Origin of the sequence: Psychrobacter sp. AOP7-C1-14 (assembly GCF_052376135.1) — a bacterium.
Classification (GTDB): Bacteria; Pseudomonadota; Gammaproteobacteria; order Pseudomonadales; family Moraxellaceae; genus Psychrobacter.
The window spans coordinates 11,567-30,089 of sequence record NZ_JBQSVH010000011.1 but is presented as its reverse complement, the minus strand read 5'-3'; the positions used below and the strand labels follow the sequence as shown (position 1 = coordinate 30,089).

Genomic DNA, 18,523 nt, shown 5'->3' with positions numbered 1-18,523 from the left:
TAGTAATAAAAACAAAAAAGGTGCCAGACGATAAGTCTGACACCTTTTTTACAGTTGGCTTAGTGCGAGGTTATTTATACCAGTAATCTGTCTCTATACTGCAGATGCACCCGTTAACTTAACCTCAGCACGCTCTTCTTTTGCGATGCCAGCATAGTAATCACGTAAAATCTGTAGCACTTCTGGACGGCTAAAGTTATCTGGTACGTTTTCATCTTCTGATAGCGCTTTACGCAGCTTAGTACCTGACACTTTAACGTGCTCAGAGGCATCATGCGGGCAAGTCTTGTCAGAGGCCATCGCATTACAAGCATTACACCAGAAAGTCCAGCCAATTTTAAGCGGTTGGGTGATAAGGTCATCTTTACCAACGTGCTCAAAAATCGTTTGTGCATCGAACGCACCATAGTAATCACCAACACCAGCATGGTCACGACCGACAATCAGATGGCTACAGCCGTAGTTTTGACGGAATAGCGCATGCAGTAGCGCCTCACGTGGACCGGCATAGCGCATGTCTAACGGATAACCCGCTTGGATAACAGTATCTTGTCTAAAGTAATTATCGATCAAGGTCTTGATGGCTTCTTGACGGACTTCTGCTGGAATATCGCCTGGCTTTAGCGCGCCTAATAATGAATGAATCAACACACCGTCGCAAATCTCAATTGCAATCTTAGCCAGATATTCGTGTGAACGGTGCATTGGATTACGCGTTTGGAATGCAGCCACTGTTTTCCAGCCTTTAGCATCTAAGATTTCGCGCGTTTCTGCTGGCGTTTTGTAGATTTCTGGATATAACGTTGGGAACTCACCTTCACTTAATACTTCAACACTACCGGCAATATTGACTGCTTCTTGATTCAGTACTTGCTGTACGCCTGGATGCTCTGAATCCGTGGTCGTAAATACTTTCTGACACTCGTGTTCTTTATCGATGATGTAAGTCTCTTCTACCGTCAAGATACCCATGACTTCGCCATCTTGAGCGACCAATGCGACTTTATCGCCTTGATTTAAACTATCCGCAGTCGCTTTTGGTGCAGACAACGTAATAGGAATTGGCCAAAACAACCCTGCGTTTTCGCCGCTCTGCAGACGCATATTGTCAACCACGCCCTGCCAGTCCGCTTGATTCATAAAACCATTTAGCGGAGTAAAACCGCCAATACCGAACATGATTAAATCACCGCGCTCACGTGAGCTTAAGGTGATGGTTGGCAAGGTGCTGGCAAGCTCTAATGCTTGATCGCGTGCTTCACCATTTAATAGTAGTGGCTTAAGCTCTGCACTACCATGTGGAGGAACAAGTTTTGATTGGCCTGGATTCTGAATCTGGGTCTGAGACATATAGTTATTAAAACCTCTTATAAAAAGAATAATTGAGAAATGAGCAAAAATGTAAGAGCGATTAAACGTACAAAACTAAGAAGAAAGCCCTCGATAGATAATGAATAGCGTGCTAACGATTGGACATTAAAATTGATACGCATAGGCTACCTAACTTTCGTTATGAAAATTTATGCTGTGTTTGGATATGGATATGTCTGAAAGGAATTTATGTTTATGACTACAAGCTTATATGATGTATAGCTGAATTATTTACATTGCGAACGGCAATAAAACCTATTACACACGCAAATCATTTTCGTCGCTGATTTTAAGATTAAAAACAAAACTGAGATTACGTCATGTATCAATATAATTACGCTGACCAGACTTTGGTAGAGGAACGAGTTGCTCAATTTCGCGACCAAACCGAGCGGTTTTTGGCAGGTGAGTTGCCAGAAGAGCAGTTTTTGCCATTGCGGTTGCAAAACGGTTTGTATATCCAGCGTTATGCTCCGATGTTGCGTATCGCCATTCCTTACGGTTTGCTTGCCAGCTACCAATTGCGCAAATTGGCTGAGATTACCCGCAAGTATGATAAAGGCTATGGGCATTTTACGACTCGTACCAATATTCAGCTGAACTGGCCAAAGCTAGAAGATGTGCCAGATATTTTAGCAGAGCTGGCATCGGTACAAATGCATGCCATCCAAACCTCAGGCAACTGTATTCGTAATACCACGACCGATCCATATGCTGGTATTCATAAAGAAGAAATCGCTGACCCACGTCCCTATTGTGAAATCATTCGTCAGTGGTCAACTTTCCACCCTGAGTTTGCTTTTTTGCCACGTAAATTTAAGATTGCCGTTATCGGCACCAATGATGACCGTGCAGCAACGCAAGTACATGATGTCGGTCTACACGTAAAAACCAACGATGACGGTGAGATTGGTTTTGAAGTATTGGTTGGTGGCGGTCTTGGACGTATTCCTGTCCTTGGTAAAGTTATCAATAAATTCTTGCCACGGCAGCATTTGCTGAGCTATTTAGACGCCATCTTGCGTGTCTATAACTTGCATGGCCGCCGTGACAAAGGCAGCAAATACAGATCTCGTATCAAAATTTTGGTCGAAAGCATGGGCGGTCCAGCGTTTGCCAAATTGGTCAATGCTGAATGGGAAGCACACATCAAAGACGGCCCACTTACCTTGACGGATGAGAACTTTGCAACAGCGACTGGTTTCTTTAGTGAGCCTGACTATGCATCGTTCGACGCACTACAAGTACAGTCTGAGCTACAACAGCAACTAAACGCTGATAAAGACTTTGCCAATTGGTATAACCAAAACACTGTCGCTCATAAAGTAGCAGGTTACCGTGCAGTCGTAATCTCGCTTAAAGCGGGCTTGGTTGATGGTAAATATGTACCATCCGGCGATGTTAGTGACTCACAAATGGATGCACTCGCTGATTTGTCTGATAAATACAGCTTTGGTGAGCTGCGTGGTACGTATCAACAGAACTTAGTATTCGCTGACGTACAGACCAACCATCTTTATGAGTTATGGCAGCAGCTATCTGACCTACATTTAGCACGCGCAAACATCAATACCCTAACAGATATGATTGTCTGCCCAGGTTGGGACTATTGTTCGCTTGCCAATGCGACCACACATAACATCGCTGAGCAAATCGAAAAGCAATTCGATGACCTAGACTATCTATATGACTTGGGTGAGATTCGTCTGAACATGTCTGGCTGTATTAATGCCTGTGCGCACCATCATACAGGTGATATCGGTATCTTGGGTGTTGATAAAAAAGGTGAGCATTGGTACCAGATCAGTCTTGGCGGTAACTCTAGCGACGATGCCAAACTTGGCAAAATCTTAGGAAAATCTGTGCCTGCTCTTGAGGTTGCCAATACCATACAGCAGATCGTTGATGTCTACGTAGACTTACGTGCCAGCACTGACAATGATGTAGAAAGCTTTGGTCAATTAGTTGAGCGCGTTGGTATTGATCCATTTAAGGAGAAGGTCTATGGCTAATCACCATATTTTGGACAGTCATGGCGTCGATATTGGCAGTCAAGATACGTGGCATGTACTTACTACTGATGCACTACCTGAGAGCATTGTATCGCCCAATATTACGTTACTTGAGCTATTACAAAAACAAGAAAAACCTGACGTCATCGTGCCGCTCGCTGATTTATTGGACGAATCAGGCGCACAGAATGGTGGCCTGATCAAAGAAGTCTATGAGCTAATCGTACAGCACAGTAGCCGCCTTGGATTGTGGGTTACTGCGGATACTGACGCTGATGCACTAGAAAATCTTAGTGAGTTCTTATCAACGCACGCGCTTATCGTGATTGATGTGCCGAAATTCGCTGATGGTCGTCACTTTAGTTTTACACGTACGCTGCGCCAAGTCGGCTATACAGGTGAGATTCGAGTAGCTGGCGATTTTGGCCGTGATCAAATTGCTTATATGCTACGTACAGGCGTTAATAGCTTTGTATTGAGCGAGCATGATCTAGAAGCTGACTCTAAATTCGGTATTGAGCAAGCCTTTACTGCCCTTGCTAGTAGTTATGATGGTCGAAGTGCCTCAGATTTACCGATGTTTGCGCAGTCATCAGAGCCTTCAGTTGCCTAGCTGTTGCATGGACCATAATTTTTATAGTAATACCCGATATTTTCAATCAACACTTTTACATTAACAATAATTAAGGAACGTACTATGAGCCAACTACACCCAAACCTAGATCTTGATCAAGCCAACCAAGACCTGCAAGGTAAGTCACCTGAGCAAATCGTCGAGTGGGCATTGACTCAAGCGAAAAACCCAATCATCACGACCAACTTCCGTCCGTATGAATCAGCGATTTTGCATTTGGTTGCTAAACAGCGCCCTGATATCACGGTATTGTGGGTAGACTCAGGCTACAACACTGACGCTACTTATCAGTTTGCCAACAAGCTTATCCATGACTTGAACCTAAACGTTGTTACTTATATTCCTAAACAAACAGCTGCACACCGTGACGCGACGATGAATGGCATTCCAGGTATCGACAACCCACAGCATGATGAGTTCACTGAGCAAGTTAAACTTGAGCCGTTCCGCCGTGCATTAGATGAGCTAAAACCAGATGTGTGGTTCAATGCTATTCGTAAAGACCAAACTGAGTTTCGCCAAGGTCTTGATGTACTTAGCTTATCAAAAGACGGTGTACTAAAAGTAGCGCCATTGTTTGAAAAAACTGATGCTGATTTGGATGTATATTTAGAGGAAAACAATTTACCAAACGAGCATGACTACTTTGATCCAACGAAAGTAGAAGAAAGCCGTGAGTGTGGCTTGCATACTCAGCTATAATCTTTGATAACCGCTCACAGCACTCTGCAACAATAAAAAAGCCCTCTCATTTTGAGAGGGCTTTTTTATTGTTGGGAAGATACGTAAGTACCGTTCGTTATTGTTGACGACTATGTTGGCAACTATTAAAGTTATTTGCGACCTAGCACCCAACCGCCATCCATCAAAACGTTAGCGCCTTGCATATAATTAGAATCATCAGATGCCAAAAACACAGCAAGTGCAGCAATCTCTTCAGGCTTGCCAGCACGTTCGGCAGGAATACGCTCTAGACGTTCATCGTCAATACCCTCAGTCATTGGTGTTTTTATAAAACCTGGCGACAATGTATTAACTTTAATATCCTGACTACCAAAATCGAAAGCCAATTGTTTCGAGAACCCCAAAATAGCGTGTTTGGATGTCACATATGCTGACCCACCCGGTCCTGCCATTTGTGTCGCTTGCGAACCAACATTAATAATGGTGCCGCCGCCTTGCTTAATAAAATGCGGAATCACCATTTTGGAAGCCAGATAAGGCGCTTTGACATTAATCGCCATCAATTCATCGTAGAAATCCTCTTCTAGCTCAACAGCATTGTCATAAGTATCATGAATACCAGCACCGTTGTACAAAATGTCAATATGACCATACGTCCTTAATGCTTGGTCAACAACGGCTTGAATGTCGTTCTTTTCCGTCACATCAGCTTTGACAAAAATGGCGTCTTGATTATTATCTCTAATGTCTTTGACGATTCGATTGCCGTCTTCCTCATCGCGTCCTGTAACGACTATTTTAGCGCCTTCATTAGCAAACGCTTTGGCCGTCGCCTCACCTAACCCTGATGTGCCACCAAATAGAATCGCGACTCTGTCTTGTAATTTCATAGTATGCTTACTCTTTTGAATTATTGTTAATTATTGATATACGATTAATTGTCTTAAGACATGCTAGCACAACTTAATTTTGGGAGGTGTTAGCGTGTGTTAGATTACTTATTCATTTGAGCAAGTAAGTTCATCTATTCCTATTAGCAAGAAAAATATCAATTAATATTTCAAAAACGAATATACTAATGCCAATTCACTACGTGAGAGTATGCCTGTGATACCTCATAATGGCGGCATCCCTTATACCTTCTCTACCTTTCATAATAAACAATTAAATATATGGTGACACTATGAACACCTTCCCGCTATTTTTTAAATTAGAAGGCCGTAAAGTGCTCATCGTGGGCGGCGGCGAAGTAGCACTGCGTAAAGCGGACTTGCTCAGCCGTGCAGGTGCCTGTATCACGATTCTCGCGCCCGATATCAGCCACGAGCTACAAGCTTTACTCACTGAAGATAAGCATGAATTTATCTATGAGAATTATAATAAAGCTTATATGTCAGGCGCACGGGTAATCATTGCCGCGACCGATGATGAGACGCTGAATCACCAAATTCATGCAGATGCGACTGAGCTAAACATTCCAGTCAATGTGGTCGACACCCCGCATTTATGTGATTTTATCTTTCCAGCCATTATCGATCGCAATCCTATCGTGATTGGGATCTCATCAAATGGTAAAGCGCCAGTATTGGCACGTCTACTACGGGCACGTCTTGAGACCCTAATCCCGCAAGGCTATGGTAAATTAGCCAAGCTGGCCGGTGACTTCCGCAATGAGGTAAAAGCTAAGATACCAACGCTTACTGGCCGTCGTCAATTTTGGGAGCGCGCATTTGAAGGTCAAGTCAGCCAGCTGATGTTTGCAGGTAATGAGACTGAAGCCACTGCCCAACTGCAAGCGGACTTGGACCGTACTGCCGCTGCCATTCACCAAAACAGCGAAGATAAAAACTCGGTGAAAGAACCTGATACGAATGCGCCTGCGCTAGCACATGAGTCAGAAAAAGAAGGCACAGCAGTCGGCGAAGTCTATATCGTTGGTGCAGGCCCTGGTGATCCAGAACTTTTGACATTTAAAGCACTGCGTTTGATGCAGCAAGCCGATGTAGTATTTTATGATGCGCTGGTTTCACCGCAGGTCTTGGACTTATGTCGCCGTGACGCTGACAAAGTATTTGTCGGTAAGAAACGTAGCAACCATACAGTTGCGCAATTAGGCATCAATGAGCTACTTGTTAATCATGCCAAACAAGGTCGCCGTGTCGTACGCTTAAAAGGTGGAGATCCATTTATCTTTGGACGTGGCGGCGAAGAGATCGAAAGCTTACGAGCAAACAATGTGCCATACCAAGTAGTTCCAGGTATCACTGCTGCCAATGCTGCTGCTAGCTATGCAGGAATTCCTTTAACTCACCGTGACCATTCACAATCAGTGCGTTTTGTGACAGGATTTTTAAAAGCTGGTGCACCCAACAGTAACTTTAAGAGCTTCTTAAATACTGATGAAACGGTCGTATTTTATATGGGTCTGCACTCGCTGGCACGTTTGACTGAAGGCTTGGTTGACGCTGGTCGTAGTCGCGAGACGCCGATTGCTATCGTTTCTAATGCGAGTATGCCCAATCAACAGGTATTAACCGGTACGCTTGCAACGATTGTTGCCAAACAAGAGCAAGCACAATTGCCAACGCCTGCCCTCCTCATTATGGGTGATGTGGTTAGCTTGCATCATGATTTGGCTTGGTATAATTTGCAAAACCAGCAGCACAGTCAAAACAGTGATGACATAGCTAACAATTGGTTGCGTGAAGGATCGAGAGGTGAAGCCATAAAACAACCAATAGACCAACAAGCCCATGCACTTTCTATGGTCGCGAATCTTGCAATGCAGCAAGGAGACGGTCTGGAGCAATTGATTGTGGACTAGCGCTTCCTTCCTAAGCTGAAGCTGAAAAACGCTGAGTCGTAAATAAGAATAAAACCCTATCAATATATTATTGGTAGGGTTTTGTTTTGGCAACAGCGCAAATATCAAAAATTCTTGCTAAAATAATCACTGCATTCCCTTCCTCATTTAGCCAATTATATTAAGTGCCACTATGCCCGTACTCGCTGCCGTACCATTAACCATTTTGCACACATCCGATTGGCACTTAGGACGACGGCTTTATGGATATATTCGCTATAGCGAATTTGAAGCTTTTTTAAGCTGGCTTGAAGAGACCATCAGTACGCAAAAAGTCGATGTATTAATTGTCGCTGGTGATATCTTCGACACCATGACCCCAAGCAATAGAGCCCAAGCGCTGTACTATGAATTTTTGGGTAAGGTATCAAAATCTTGCTGCCAACATATTATTATCGTGGCAGGCAATCATGACTCCCCAACATTTTTAGACGCACCCAGTCAAATCCTAAAGTTTTTAAACGTGCATGTGATCGGTACGGCTTGCGATGATGTCAACGATGAAGTGCTGTTATTAAATAATGCTCAAGACGTTCCCAGCTGTATTATCGCAGCGGTACCTTATCTGCGCGACCGCGATGTTCGTAGTAGCGGTGCTGGCGAGTCTATGGACAGTAAAGACGCCAGCGTGATTAATGGCATTTGCGCGCATTATGATGCCGTAGCAGCCATTGCCAAATCGTACCAGCAAACCATTATCAAAACACACAATCGTCAAATTCCTATTATTGCTACTGGTCATTTATTTGCCTCAGGTGGTAGCACCACTGCTGATGATGGCGTGCGTGACTTATATATTGGTAATTTGGGTAAAATCTCTGCCGAAATGTTCGACGAGTGCTTTGATTACGTCGCACTGGGGCATTTGCATGTGCCGCAGCGTGTGGGCGCGCGCGAGCATATTCGCTATTCAGGCTCACCCATTGCCATGGGATTTGGTGAAGCCAAGCAGCAAAAACAGGTCTTACTGATACAATTTGGCGCAACATTAGACGATATTAAAGATAATATTGATAATAAAAGCCATCATGAATGTACAAATGAAGCTCCAGCGTCGAACCTAACCTCCGATATGGCTCAGCTTAGTAATACATCTGCCAAGCCTGAGATATCAGTAGAAAAACCCATGACCAAAAAGGCAGCCAGTCAAACAGACTTTATCGATGACTTATTTGGTTTTGATGACGTAATAACAGACGAGTCGATATCAAGCGGAAAGACTAACAACAGCGCTCAAGAAGACATCGGTATTGAAGCAGAGAATAGTAGTGAAGACAATAATATCGAAGAAAAGGCCACCCAAACAGATATAGCTCAGAGTATCATCGGCATTTCAGAGTCAACGCCTTTAACTTCTGCGTTCGCTGCTCAACTACTCTACCATGATGCTGAACGTCAGATGCAATTGTCATCTTTACCTATTCCAAAATTCCAAAAATTGGCACAAATATCTGGCGATTTGCAGACTATTCAACAAACAATCGACAGCACCATTCAGTCTTTAGCACCGAGCGAATCGGTTTGGCTTGAGCTCATTTATACCGGTGACGATATTGTCAGTGACTTACGTGAACAGATTCAAGTTATGGTCGATGGCTTGCCCTGTGAGGTGTTGAAAATCAAAAACCCTCGTACTTATAACAAGGTGTTGAATCAAGAGGCGGCTTCTGAAACCTTACAAGACTTAAATGAGATGCAAGTATTTGAGCGTTGTTTGAGTGCTAATGAGGTGACAGATGCGCAAAAGCTGACCTTACGTGATGCTTACGCACAAATTATTCATAACATTCATCACAACGATACGCAGGCTGAATAATAAAACCTTAAGTAGCATTCTTTGAAGTATTACCCCTATTTTAAAATAACAACTGTTCCAATAACGATAAGACCCAACCATGCGCCTAATTGAACTACGACTAAAAAACCTAAACTCGCTAAAAGGTGAATGGCACATCGACTTTACGAATGCCGCTTTTATTAATGAAGGTATATTTGCCATCACAGGGCAAACGGGCGCTGGCAAGACCACCATTTTAGATGCGATTTGTTTGGCACTATATAGCCGAACTCCTAGATTGGGTGACATTACGGGCTCAGCCAATGAGATGATGACCCAAGGTACAGGCGAGTGCTCAGCCGAGGTAGTGATAGAGATCGGTGATAAGCATTATTGCTGCTCATGGTATCAGCATCGAGCGCGCAAAAAAGCCAAAGGTAATTTGCTGCCCATCAAGCATGAAATCAGTGATGTCAAAAGCGCAAAGGTATTAGAAGAAAAAAAATCAAAAACAGCCGTCTATATCCAAGACTTAATTGGCATGGATTTTAACCAGTTTACCCGTTCCATCATGCTGGCACAGGGTAGCTTTGCCGCTTTTTTAAAGTCCGATGTCGCTGACAGAGCGGCCATTCTAGAAAAAATCACTGGTACAGCCATTTATGCCGAGATATCTAAAAACGTGTTTGAAAAAAAACGACACGAAGAAAACCAACTGGCCAAACTACAAGCCGGCATCGACAGCTTACCCTTATTAAGTGATGAAGATGAGGCGCAGCTGCACGTGGAATTAACCACTCTCAAGCAGGAGCAAGCCGTACAGCGCAAAGCCTTTAAGGAAGTGAGCGACCAACTACAATGGTTGGATAAAGTCACAGAATTACAGCAAAATCTGACCAAGCACCAAGGATTAATGGCAGACGCATTGCAAGCGCAGCAAGACTTTGTGTCAGAAGCCATGCGTTTGGATGCTGCCAATAAAGCATTAGAGCTTGACAGTCCGTTTCGAGAATTGACTTATAGCCGAAAAAAAGTGCAAGACCTACAGATAGAAAACACCACCATCACTCAGGAACTACCAACGCAACAGGCTTCTGTGCTAAAAGCTAATAATGAGTTGCACACTGCTACCACCATAGAGGCGCAAGCGACAACAGCACTGAATGATACCCTGCCAGTTATCACAAAAGTGCGGGATCTAGATAACAAAGTTAATCAGCAAACCCGATTGTTAGCAGACGACACGCAACGCAAAAACATGCTTGCTACTAGCATGCAGAACTTACGTCAACAGATAGACACACACCAACAAACCGAAAGTGATATTAAACGTCAGCTTAACCACATAAAAAAATACTTTAGCGACTACCCAGAGCTCAATAATTTAGATAGCGACATACCCACTTTTAATGACAACTGTATTCGATTAAAAACGCTTTTAACGAGTAATATCAGCCTAACAGCAGACAAAGCCACACAGCATCAGAAAATGCGTGAGCAACAAGACAATGCGGATACATTATCAAAAAAACTAGAGACAGATAAGTCATCAATCTCGCAGCAACACACGCAACTTGCCAGCTTACAACAGCAGCAAGACGCTCTTGTGAAAGACCAATCGGTTGCGAGTATGCGCAGCGAGCAAGAACAGATTGGTCAAATAAGCGCTCATATTGAGCAAGTCCGTTTTAAGCTACAGCATTTATCTGAATTATCTGACCAAATCAGTCAGATTGACCTGACACTGCCAGCACTAAATAAAGAGCTGGCTACGTTAGCAGACTCGATTGTCCAACGTCGGTCAAACTTACAAGGGGCCAAATCCAAGCAGCAAGAAAAACAGGAGCATCTAAGACTACTACAGAAAGTCGCCAAGCTTGAAGATTACATCATAGAGCTAGAAGACGGTACGCCCTGCCCGCTTTGCGGCGCGCATGAACATCCTTATGGTAAGGATCATCCATTATTAGATAAGCATACAGACGGCGATAAATCTCAGTCGCGAATGCAACAAACCCAGCAGCAAATAGATGATCTAGATACGTTGATCGAAAATATCGAGCAGACCCTATCTAACGATAATATTAAACATGCGACAAAACAATCAGCCATCAATAGCGAACAGCAGCAATTGGCATACCTGCAGACACGATCCACAACTCTAGCCAGTGATATGCAGTCTGTTTTGGTCTCAATACTGCCTAATCAAAATACATATACCCAAGCGCTTGCTGAGATTATCCAGCCACTGACTGAGATGAGTGACTTTTATAAAAGTGCCAATGTCTTTGATATGGCTCATATTAAGCATTTTACCGCGATATTAAACAACACCAAGCAGAAGCTCAATCAACAAAAGCAGTCGACTCACACCATACTAACTGAATATGATGCTCAGGCAGAACAGATTATAGCGCTTAACAGAACGATTGAGACCGATGAAAAACAGCAACAGGCGCTGATTGATGAGGTCAACAGCATAACGACTGATATAAAATTGATATCACAAAAAATTGAAGGTATAGAAAACCATATTAATGTTAATTTTGCTGAATTGGCGCCTATTATTACGGTGGTCTGCGCGCAAGTAGATAAATACCCCATTGATAAATACAAAGCATATTTGAATACAGCACCGAACAGCGCAGACATTCAGGCGGCACTCTCGCAACTGCATCATAGTATTCAAACGCAAGCAGTATTAAGTAAGACTGAATGTGACACTCACATCGATCAACTACGCCAGAAAAGCAGTGCGCTGAAGGAATTAAAACAAACCTTTAATGAGCAAGTCGACCAGCAGCATCAGCTGAATAATAGTCTAAGCAGTATCACCGCACAAATTGATACCAAGCAACATCAGCTGGCAAGTGAAGAAGCCGCACTTCAGCAATTAGACACTTTAATTAGCGAGCATACTAAAACGCATCAGCACTTACAGGCAGAAAGAGAGGCGCTATTTGCAGATAAAAACCCTGATCACGAGAGCAATCGACTACACACAGCGCTAGATGAGGCAAAAAACAAGACAGCTATCGTACAACGGCAGGCAGATAATGCGGCACAGTTGCTAGAGCAATCACAATCGCGCGCGCAGCAATTGGCAAACGATATTGATATTGCTATGACCACACTTAATGAGCAGCAAACGAATTTTACCGCGTTATTGGCACAATCGCAGTTTACAAGCGAGGCGGATTTTGAGCAGGCACGACTGCCAAAAGAGACGCGTGATGATCTAAAAAACCGCCAGTTCGGTATTGAGCAAACATTAAACCAGACCAAAGCGCAATTGCAAGCCACACAGCAATCATTGGATGAACAGCTTGCCAATCCTTTGACTGATGAGCCAAGAGACGCACTCACTGACAAGCAGAACCAGCTACAGATAGAGATAGATAATCGTTTTGGTGCATTGGGCGCTATCGAACAACAGCTCACAACCAATGAGCAGCAAAAAACCGTACAGAGCGAGCAGCACACTGCTATCGCTGCACAAAAAGAGACCATGCAAGTCTGGCAACAGTTGTATGATTTGATTGGCTCCGCAGATGGCAAAAAATACCGTACTTTTGCGCAGGGCTTAACCTTTCAGGTGATGATTGACCATGCCAATAAACAGCTAGCAAAAATGAGCAATCGCTACTTACTCATCCATGATGCAGACAATGCATTAGAGCTTAACGTGGTTGATGATTATCAGGGCGGTGATATCCGCAGCACCAAAAACCTATCAGGCGGTGAAGGCTTTATCATTAGCCTAGCATTAGCACTAGGATTGTCACAAATGGCCAGTCAAAATATACGAGTGGACTCGTTATTTTTGGATGAAGGGTTTGGCACACTAGATGAAGAGTCGCTTGATATCGCGCTTGATACTCTAACCAGCCTACAACAAGAAGGTAAAATTATCGGTATTATCTCTCACGTTCAAGCGTTAAAAGAACGTATCTTGACACAAATTAAGGTCGAAAAAATCTCTGGTGGGTTTAGTCAAATTAGCGGACAAGGCTGTCGTAAAGTCGTTAGTGAAAAAGCGTCATAACAAATTAAGCCAGACAGTTGACGGCTTTCTACTCTATTTTTAATTAAACAATTTTTAGTTAAATAATAAAAAACCACCGGACATTAAGAACGGTGGTTTTTTTATGAGGAAGTTTGGGATTGATATTATTTCATTACTTAGTGACTAAACCACTAAGCTCACTCATCAATACCGACAATGTTGATAAACCGATTTGACCTTCTTCATCGTTGCTATGCAGCTCATCTAACTTATTCATCTCTGTTGTAACTGCTGCAAGCTGATCAACGTGTCTTGCTCTCCATTCACTAAATGCTTGCTTGGCATCTGGTTTTGAGAGTACCACATCCATTAGTAGGCGCAAGCTACGCGACAGCTCGTTCACTAACGCATGGCGGGCACGGCGATCCCAATAATCTTGCTGTGGTAAGCTCGCAATATTTTCCATCATCCAATCTAACTGCAACACTTGGTAAGCTTCAAAGTATAAGGTTGCAATCTCATCGACAGGACGTTCATATTGCTCAGCAAGCAATGCAGCATCAAGTGCATCGACATGATACGGTAGCATCGCAAATAGCGTAGCATCATTATCAGACAGATCTTTTTGCATCAAGCGCTTAGTATCTTCTTGTAGATATTGCGCAAACTGCTGCTCGATAAAACCACTTGGCTTAGTCAGTTTTTCAACACTTTCACTAAAGCGGCTAATCATATCAGCGACTTGCAAGTTTTGACCGAAGGCATTGATGAACCAGACCACACCGCGCTCAAGAGAATCACGTAAACGTAGCTCAAGGTTTAACAACAATGTCGCCTCAACTTGATTGTCTAGCGCCTCTAGTGCTTTCCAAGCGCGCGATATATTGAATACGTCACGGCTAATCGCATAGCCACGTACAATAGTTGCTAGTGATTGATCGGTTTCCTCAAAGAGACGGAACAGCGCTTCAATACCTAAACGGTTCACCACACTATTGGTCAAATAAGTACTGATAATCTCACGATGCAAACGGTGCTCAGTCATCTCATCAAAGAAGCGTGAAGCAAGCTCATCTGGGAAGTACTTGCGTAGCTCATTGATAAAGTACGGATCATCTGGCAAATCAGACAATAATAAGTTGTCATAAATCCACATTTTTCCGTAGGCTAAGACCACTGCTAGCTCAGGATTGGTCAGACCAGTATCTGCTTTTTGACGTTTGGCAATCTCTTCATCTGATGGTAGGTACTCAATCGCACGATCCAAACGCCCTTCACCTTCTAACATCTGAATAAAGCGTTGATGATCACTCAGATTAGCTGCTGCACGAAGTTGACTCAGCTCGATCGCTTGTGGTTGCAAGTAGTTCTGACGCAGTACCAATTCCGCTACGGTGTCGGTCATACTCTCAAGCAGCTCATTACGTTGCTTAATTGTCATATCGCCTTGCTCAACTACCTTGCCGAGTAGGATTTTGATATTGACTTCATGATCCGAGCAGTTAACACCGCCTGAGTTGTCGATTGCATCTGTATAGATACGTCCACCGGTTTGAGCGTATTCGATACGACCTTGCTGAGTTAGACCCAAGTTACCACCTTCACCAACGACGGCTGCACGTAGCTCATTACCATCAATACGTAGTGAATCATTCGCACGGTCACCAACGTCAGCATGCGTTTCGTTCGCACTTTTGACATAAGTACCGATACCACCATTCCAAATAAGATCGACAGGAGCGCGTAGTAACGCACTAATCAAGTCATTCGGTGCAAGGCTGTCTTCACTAATATCAAAGAGCGATTTTATCTCAGGACTGATAGCGATGGTTTTGTCTTGGCGTGAGAAGATACCACCACCTTGACTGATTAACGATACTTCATAATCTGCCCATGATGAGCGTGGTAATTCAAACAAGCGTGCACGCTCAGCGTATGAGGCGGCGGTGTCTGGATTAGGATCAATAAAGATATGTAGATGGTTAAAGGCAGCAACTAACTTAGTATGCGTCGATAGCAGCATACCATTACCGAATACATCACCGCTCATGTCACCGATACCGACCACGGTAAAGTCATCACGGTTTTGGATGTCCATACCACGCATACGGAAGTGACGTTTAACCGATTCCCATCCACCGCGAGCTGTGATACCCATTGCTTTGTGGTCATAACCTACTGAGCCACCTGATGCAAAGGCATCATCTAGCCAGAAGTTGTACTCTGCTGCTAGTGCATTGGCGATATCAGAGAACGTGGCTGTGCCTTTGTCTGCTGCGACAACCAAGTATGGGTCGTCTTCATCATGACGTACCGTATTGGCTGGCGGGACAATATTGCCATCTATAATATTGTCTGTGACATCAAGCATGCCGCGTAAGAATGTCTGATAGCAAGCGATACCTTCAGCCTGAAATGCTTCACGACCATCAGCCATACTTTTGGTCTTTACAATAAAGCCGCCTTTAGATCCCACAGGAACGATGACTGCGTTTTTGACCATCTGTGCTTTAACAAGACCAAGTACTTCAGTACGGAAATCTTCCATACGATCTGACCAACGCAGACCGCCACGCGCGACTTTTCCACCACGTAAATGTACCGCTTCAACGCGTGGTGAATACACAAATATTTCAAACATTGGCTTTGGTTTAGGCAAGTTTGGAATGTCTGCTGCCAAGAATTTAAACGACAAACGATCTTTACGTTGACCGCTTTCATCTGTTTGATAGAAGTTGGTACGCACCATTGCATTGATCAAATCTAAGTACCAGCGCAAGATACGATCTTCGTCTAAGCTATCAACATCTGCTAACGCAGTTGTGATTTGCTCTTGAATCGTAGCAGCCTTTTCTTGGCGCTCCGCTTCGCTATACTTAGGATTCATGCGCGCGTCAAACAAGCTACCTAACGCTACACTGATATCACTGTTTTTGACCACCGTTTGCTGAATATAAGCACCAGAAAATGGCGCACGAGCTTGCAGCATATAGCGAGACAATGCACGTAATACAACGACATCATAGGTATCGAGCTTAGTCGTTAGTACCAGTTCGTTGAATGAATCACTTTCAATACGACCTGCCCAAATTTGTTTAAGGCTGTCTTCGAACTGACCACGCACTACTTGCATATTGACAGTATCGACATGCTCTAGCGTTAGCTCATATTCTTGCATCCAGATAGGTTGTTCTGGTAGATCAAACTCATAGGTCTGCGCAGAGATAACTGACACACCAAAGTTTTCAAGTATTGGTAATACTTTTGACAAGATAACCGGTTGTTCACGACCGTACAATTTTAGATGTAATTGGTTGTTTGCGTCACCCGTTGAACGATACAAGTGCCAAAGCATTGGGTTCTCTGCGGTCAATCCAGCCAAGCGCTTTGTATCTTCGACTGCAGTACGAGCATCAAAACGCTCTTGGTAGGCAGCAGGAATATAGTTTAAGAAGCGACGGTTTAAAGCGTTGGCTTGTTGCTCACCCACGTTGTCGAGTAGCATTTTTTGATAATTGTCATCCCACGATTGCATGAGTGCCGACAATTTGGCTTCAAGTGTGGCGATATTGACGTCATTTACTTGACCAGGCACGGTACGTACGTGGACATGCACACGAGCATGTGCAGACTCGTTGAACTCAGTGGTAAACCCTGAAGACATACCGTTGTAGGCGTCTTTTAGGACGTTTTGTACCTTGATACGTAGCTCAGTGTTGAACTTGTCACGTGGGATATAGACCAAGCACGAAACAAAACGCTGATAATGGTCGATACGGCTAAACAGACGTAAGCTTTTCTTATCTTGTAGCTGAGTAATACCCGAAACAATTGGGTATAGTTCTTCGACGCTGGCTTGGAATAAATCATCACGTGGTAACGTGTTAATCACATGCATCATCTTATGGTGAGCATGACCGTCACGTGGCAAGTCTGCCATTGCCATAATCTTGTTGGCTTTTTCGCGCAATAGTGGTATTTGCTGTACTGTCAGCTGATAAGCTTGTGACGTGAGCAAGCCAACAAAGCGGTATTCACCAATTAGTTTACCATTGTCATCGAACTTATGAATACCCAAAAAGTCCATATATACTGAACGATGCACAGGTGATACACGGCTGGATTTAGAGAGCATCAACACACGTGGTTCAGTCAACAATTGCTTTAACTCTCTAGGCAATTGGCTGAAGCTTTCTGATAGTTTGTCTTTTTCAGAGCCACGTAATAGACCAAGGCCACTATTACCAATCGCAAATAAATCCAGATCGGTTGGTTCAGCAGTCACTTCGATAGACTGTCCGCCTTCTAAGCGGTATTCACGATATCCTAAGAATATAAAGTGATCGTCTAAGATCCAATCCAAAAATGCTTGGATTTCTTGCTGTGAGTAGAATACTTCTGGTAGCGGCTTAGTCGAAAGCTCAGTTTTAATGTCATTTAACTGTGCACGCATCTGTTTCCAATCGCCAACGACGGTATCAAGCGTGTCAATTTTTGACATGAGCATCTGTTGTAACGCTTCTAAGTCTGCATCGTCTTGATAAGCAATTTCACAATGAATCAATGACATATGTGAAGTAGCACTTTCATGTGCGCCTTCGATATGCGTAATATCACCATTATCATCACGTTCAACATTGATAATGATGTTATAAGTACGATGAACATCGATACCTTCAGCTTCAAGGCTCATCAAAATCGTATCAACTAAGAATGGTCTATCATAAGCTGCAATTTGAATGACCGTATGTGAGCTGTGAAAGTGCTGCTCTTCTGCTGCTGGGTTTAGTACTGTCAGCTGCGGCTTGCTGCCATTGTAAGCTTTGAGTAGTGTAAAGTGGTGTAGCGCCATGCCCGCCAAGTCAGCATTACTAATCGCCTCTGCAGTTTCTTGATGCAACGGCTGATAATAGCTATGAATAAAATGATCAAATAGCGATTTGTCTTTTTGTACATAACTGGTAGCAATATCGCTTATCTGGCTAATGCGCTCTTTTGCGATACTGAGAGAGTTTGGCATTTCTTATGTCCTTTTTTTATAGATTTGGTTTAACACTTATTTATTTAAGATTATCGATTTATATTGACTACTATTGCTACCTATTCATCATTGGTGCAACGGTGCAGTATATCCATTCACGCGACTTATTTTATTTTTATAACGACTAGAATTCTT

9 protein-coding genes are annotated in these 18,523 nt (G+C 43.4%); 6 read left to right on the top strand and 3 right to left on the bottom strand.

Annotated features, from left to right (window positions below):
• Positions 1–93: 93 nt before the first annotated feature.
• Positions 94–1,350 (bottom strand): sulfate adenylyltransferase, encoded by a 1,257-nt coding sequence (gene sat, locus ACT3QN_RS08710; protein WP_444522584.1) that lies wholly within the window; start codon positions 1,348–1,350, stop codon positions 94–96.
• 341 nt (positions 1,351–1,691) lie between these two features.
• Here sat and ACT3QN_RS08705 point away from each other — a divergent pair, with 341 nt between their 5' ends.
• The 3 genes from ACT3QN_RS08705 to ACT3QN_RS08695 all read left to right on the top strand — a co-directional run bounded on the left by ACT3QN_RS08705 (position 1,692) and on the right by ACT3QN_RS08695 (position 4,719).
• Complete coding sequence (locus ACT3QN_RS08705; protein WP_444522585.1) at positions 1,692–3,383, top strand: nitrite/sulfite reductase; 1,692 nt, start codon at positions 1,692–1,694, stop codon at positions 3,381–3,383.
• Positions 3,376–3,996: a DUF934 domain-containing protein gene (locus ACT3QN_RS08700; protein WP_444522586.1), complete on the top strand. Its 621-nt coding sequence runs from the start codon at positions 3,376–3,378 to the stop codon at positions 3,994–3,996. Before ACT3QN_RS08705 ends, ACT3QN_RS08700 begins: the two co-directional genes overlap by 8 nt.
• Before the next feature lie 84 nt (positions 3,997–4,080).
• Positions 4,081–4,719 (top strand): phosphoadenosine phosphosulfate reductase domain-containing protein, encoded by a 639-nt coding sequence (locus tag ACT3QN_RS08695; protein WP_444520806.1) that lies wholly within the window; start codon positions 4,081–4,083, stop codon positions 4,717–4,719.
• Between the two features lie 131 nt (positions 4,720–4,850).
• On the opposite strand, the gene ACT3QN_RS08690 is transcribed toward ACT3QN_RS08695, so the two are convergent.
• Positions 4,851–5,591 (bottom strand): SDR family NAD(P)-dependent oxidoreductase, encoded by a 741-nt coding sequence (locus tag ACT3QN_RS08690; RefSeq protein WP_444520805.1) that lies wholly within the window; start codon positions 5,589–5,591, stop codon positions 4,851–4,853.
• A 293-nt stretch (positions 5,592–5,884) separates the two neighbouring features.
• Here ACT3QN_RS08690 and cysG point away from each other — a divergent pair, with 293 nt between their 5' ends.
• The 3 genes from cysG (at position 5,885) to ACT3QN_RS08675 (ending at position 13,386) form a co-directional block, all read left to right on the top strand.
• Positions 5,885–7,525: a siroheme synthase CysG gene (gene cysG / locus ACT3QN_RS08685; RefSeq protein WP_444522587.1), complete on the top strand. Its 1,641-nt coding sequence runs from the start codon at positions 5,885–5,887 to the stop codon at positions 7,523–7,525.
• 172 nt (positions 7,526–7,697) lie between these two features.
• Positions 7,698–9,380 (top strand): exonuclease SbcCD subunit D C-terminal domain-containing protein, encoded by a 1,683-nt coding sequence (locus ACT3QN_RS08680; protein ID WP_444522588.1) that lies wholly within the window; start codon positions 7,698–7,700, stop codon positions 9,378–9,380.
• A 79-nt stretch (positions 9,381–9,459) separates the two neighbouring features.
• Positions 9,460–13,386 carry an AAA family ATPase gene (locus tag ACT3QN_RS08675; RefSeq protein WP_444522589.1) on the top strand — a complete coding sequence of 1,309 codons (3,927 nt, stop codon included), beginning with the start codon at positions 9,460–9,462 and terminating at the stop codon, positions 13,384–13,386.
• Between the two features lie 133 nt (positions 13,387–13,519).
• Here ACT3QN_RS08675 and ACT3QN_RS08670 read toward each other — a convergent pair whose 3' ends face one another.
• A complete protein-coding gene (locus tag ACT3QN_RS08670) occupies positions 13,520–18,367 on the bottom strand; it encodes an NAD-glutamate dehydrogenase (RefSeq protein WP_444522590.1) in 4,848 nt (1,615 codons plus the stop codon).
• Between the last annotated feature and the right edge of the window lie 156 nt (positions 18,368–18,523).

Excerpts from the sequence above, each read along its gene's own strand:
- sat (WP_444522584.1), bottom strand. The coding sequence starts at position 1,350 with ATGTCTCAGACCCAGATTCAGAATCCAGGCCAATCAAAACTTGTTCCT.
- ACT3QN_RS08705 (WP_444522585.1), top strand. The coding sequence starts at position 1,692 with ATGTATCAATATAATTACGCTGACCAGACTTTGGTAGAGGAACGAGTT.
- ACT3QN_RS08700 (WP_444522586.1), top strand. The coding sequence starts at position 3,376 with ATGGCTAATCACCATATTTTGGACAGTCATGGCGTCGATATTGGCAGT.
- ACT3QN_RS08695 (WP_444520806.1), top strand. The coding sequence starts at position 4,081 with ATGAGCCAACTACACCCAAACCTAGATCTTGATCAAGCCAACCAAGAC.
- ACT3QN_RS08690 (WP_444520805.1), bottom strand. The coding sequence starts at position 5,591 with ATGAAATTACAAGACAGAGTCGCGATTCTATTTGGTGGCACATCAGGG.
- cysG (WP_444522587.1), top strand. The coding sequence starts at position 5,885 with ATGAACACCTTCCCGCTATTTTTTAAATTAGAAGGCCGTAAAGTGCTC.
- ACT3QN_RS08680 (WP_444522588.1), top strand. The coding sequence starts at position 7,698 with ATGCCCGTACTCGCTGCCGTACCATTAACCATTTTGCACACATCCGAT.
- ACT3QN_RS08675 (WP_444522589.1), top strand. The coding sequence starts at position 9,460 with ATGCGCCTAATTGAACTACGACTAAAAAACCTAAACTCGCTAAAAGGT.
- ACT3QN_RS08670 (WP_444522590.1), bottom strand. The coding sequence starts at position 18,367 with ATGCCAAACTCTCTCAGTATCGCAAAAGAGCGCATTAGCCAGATAAGC.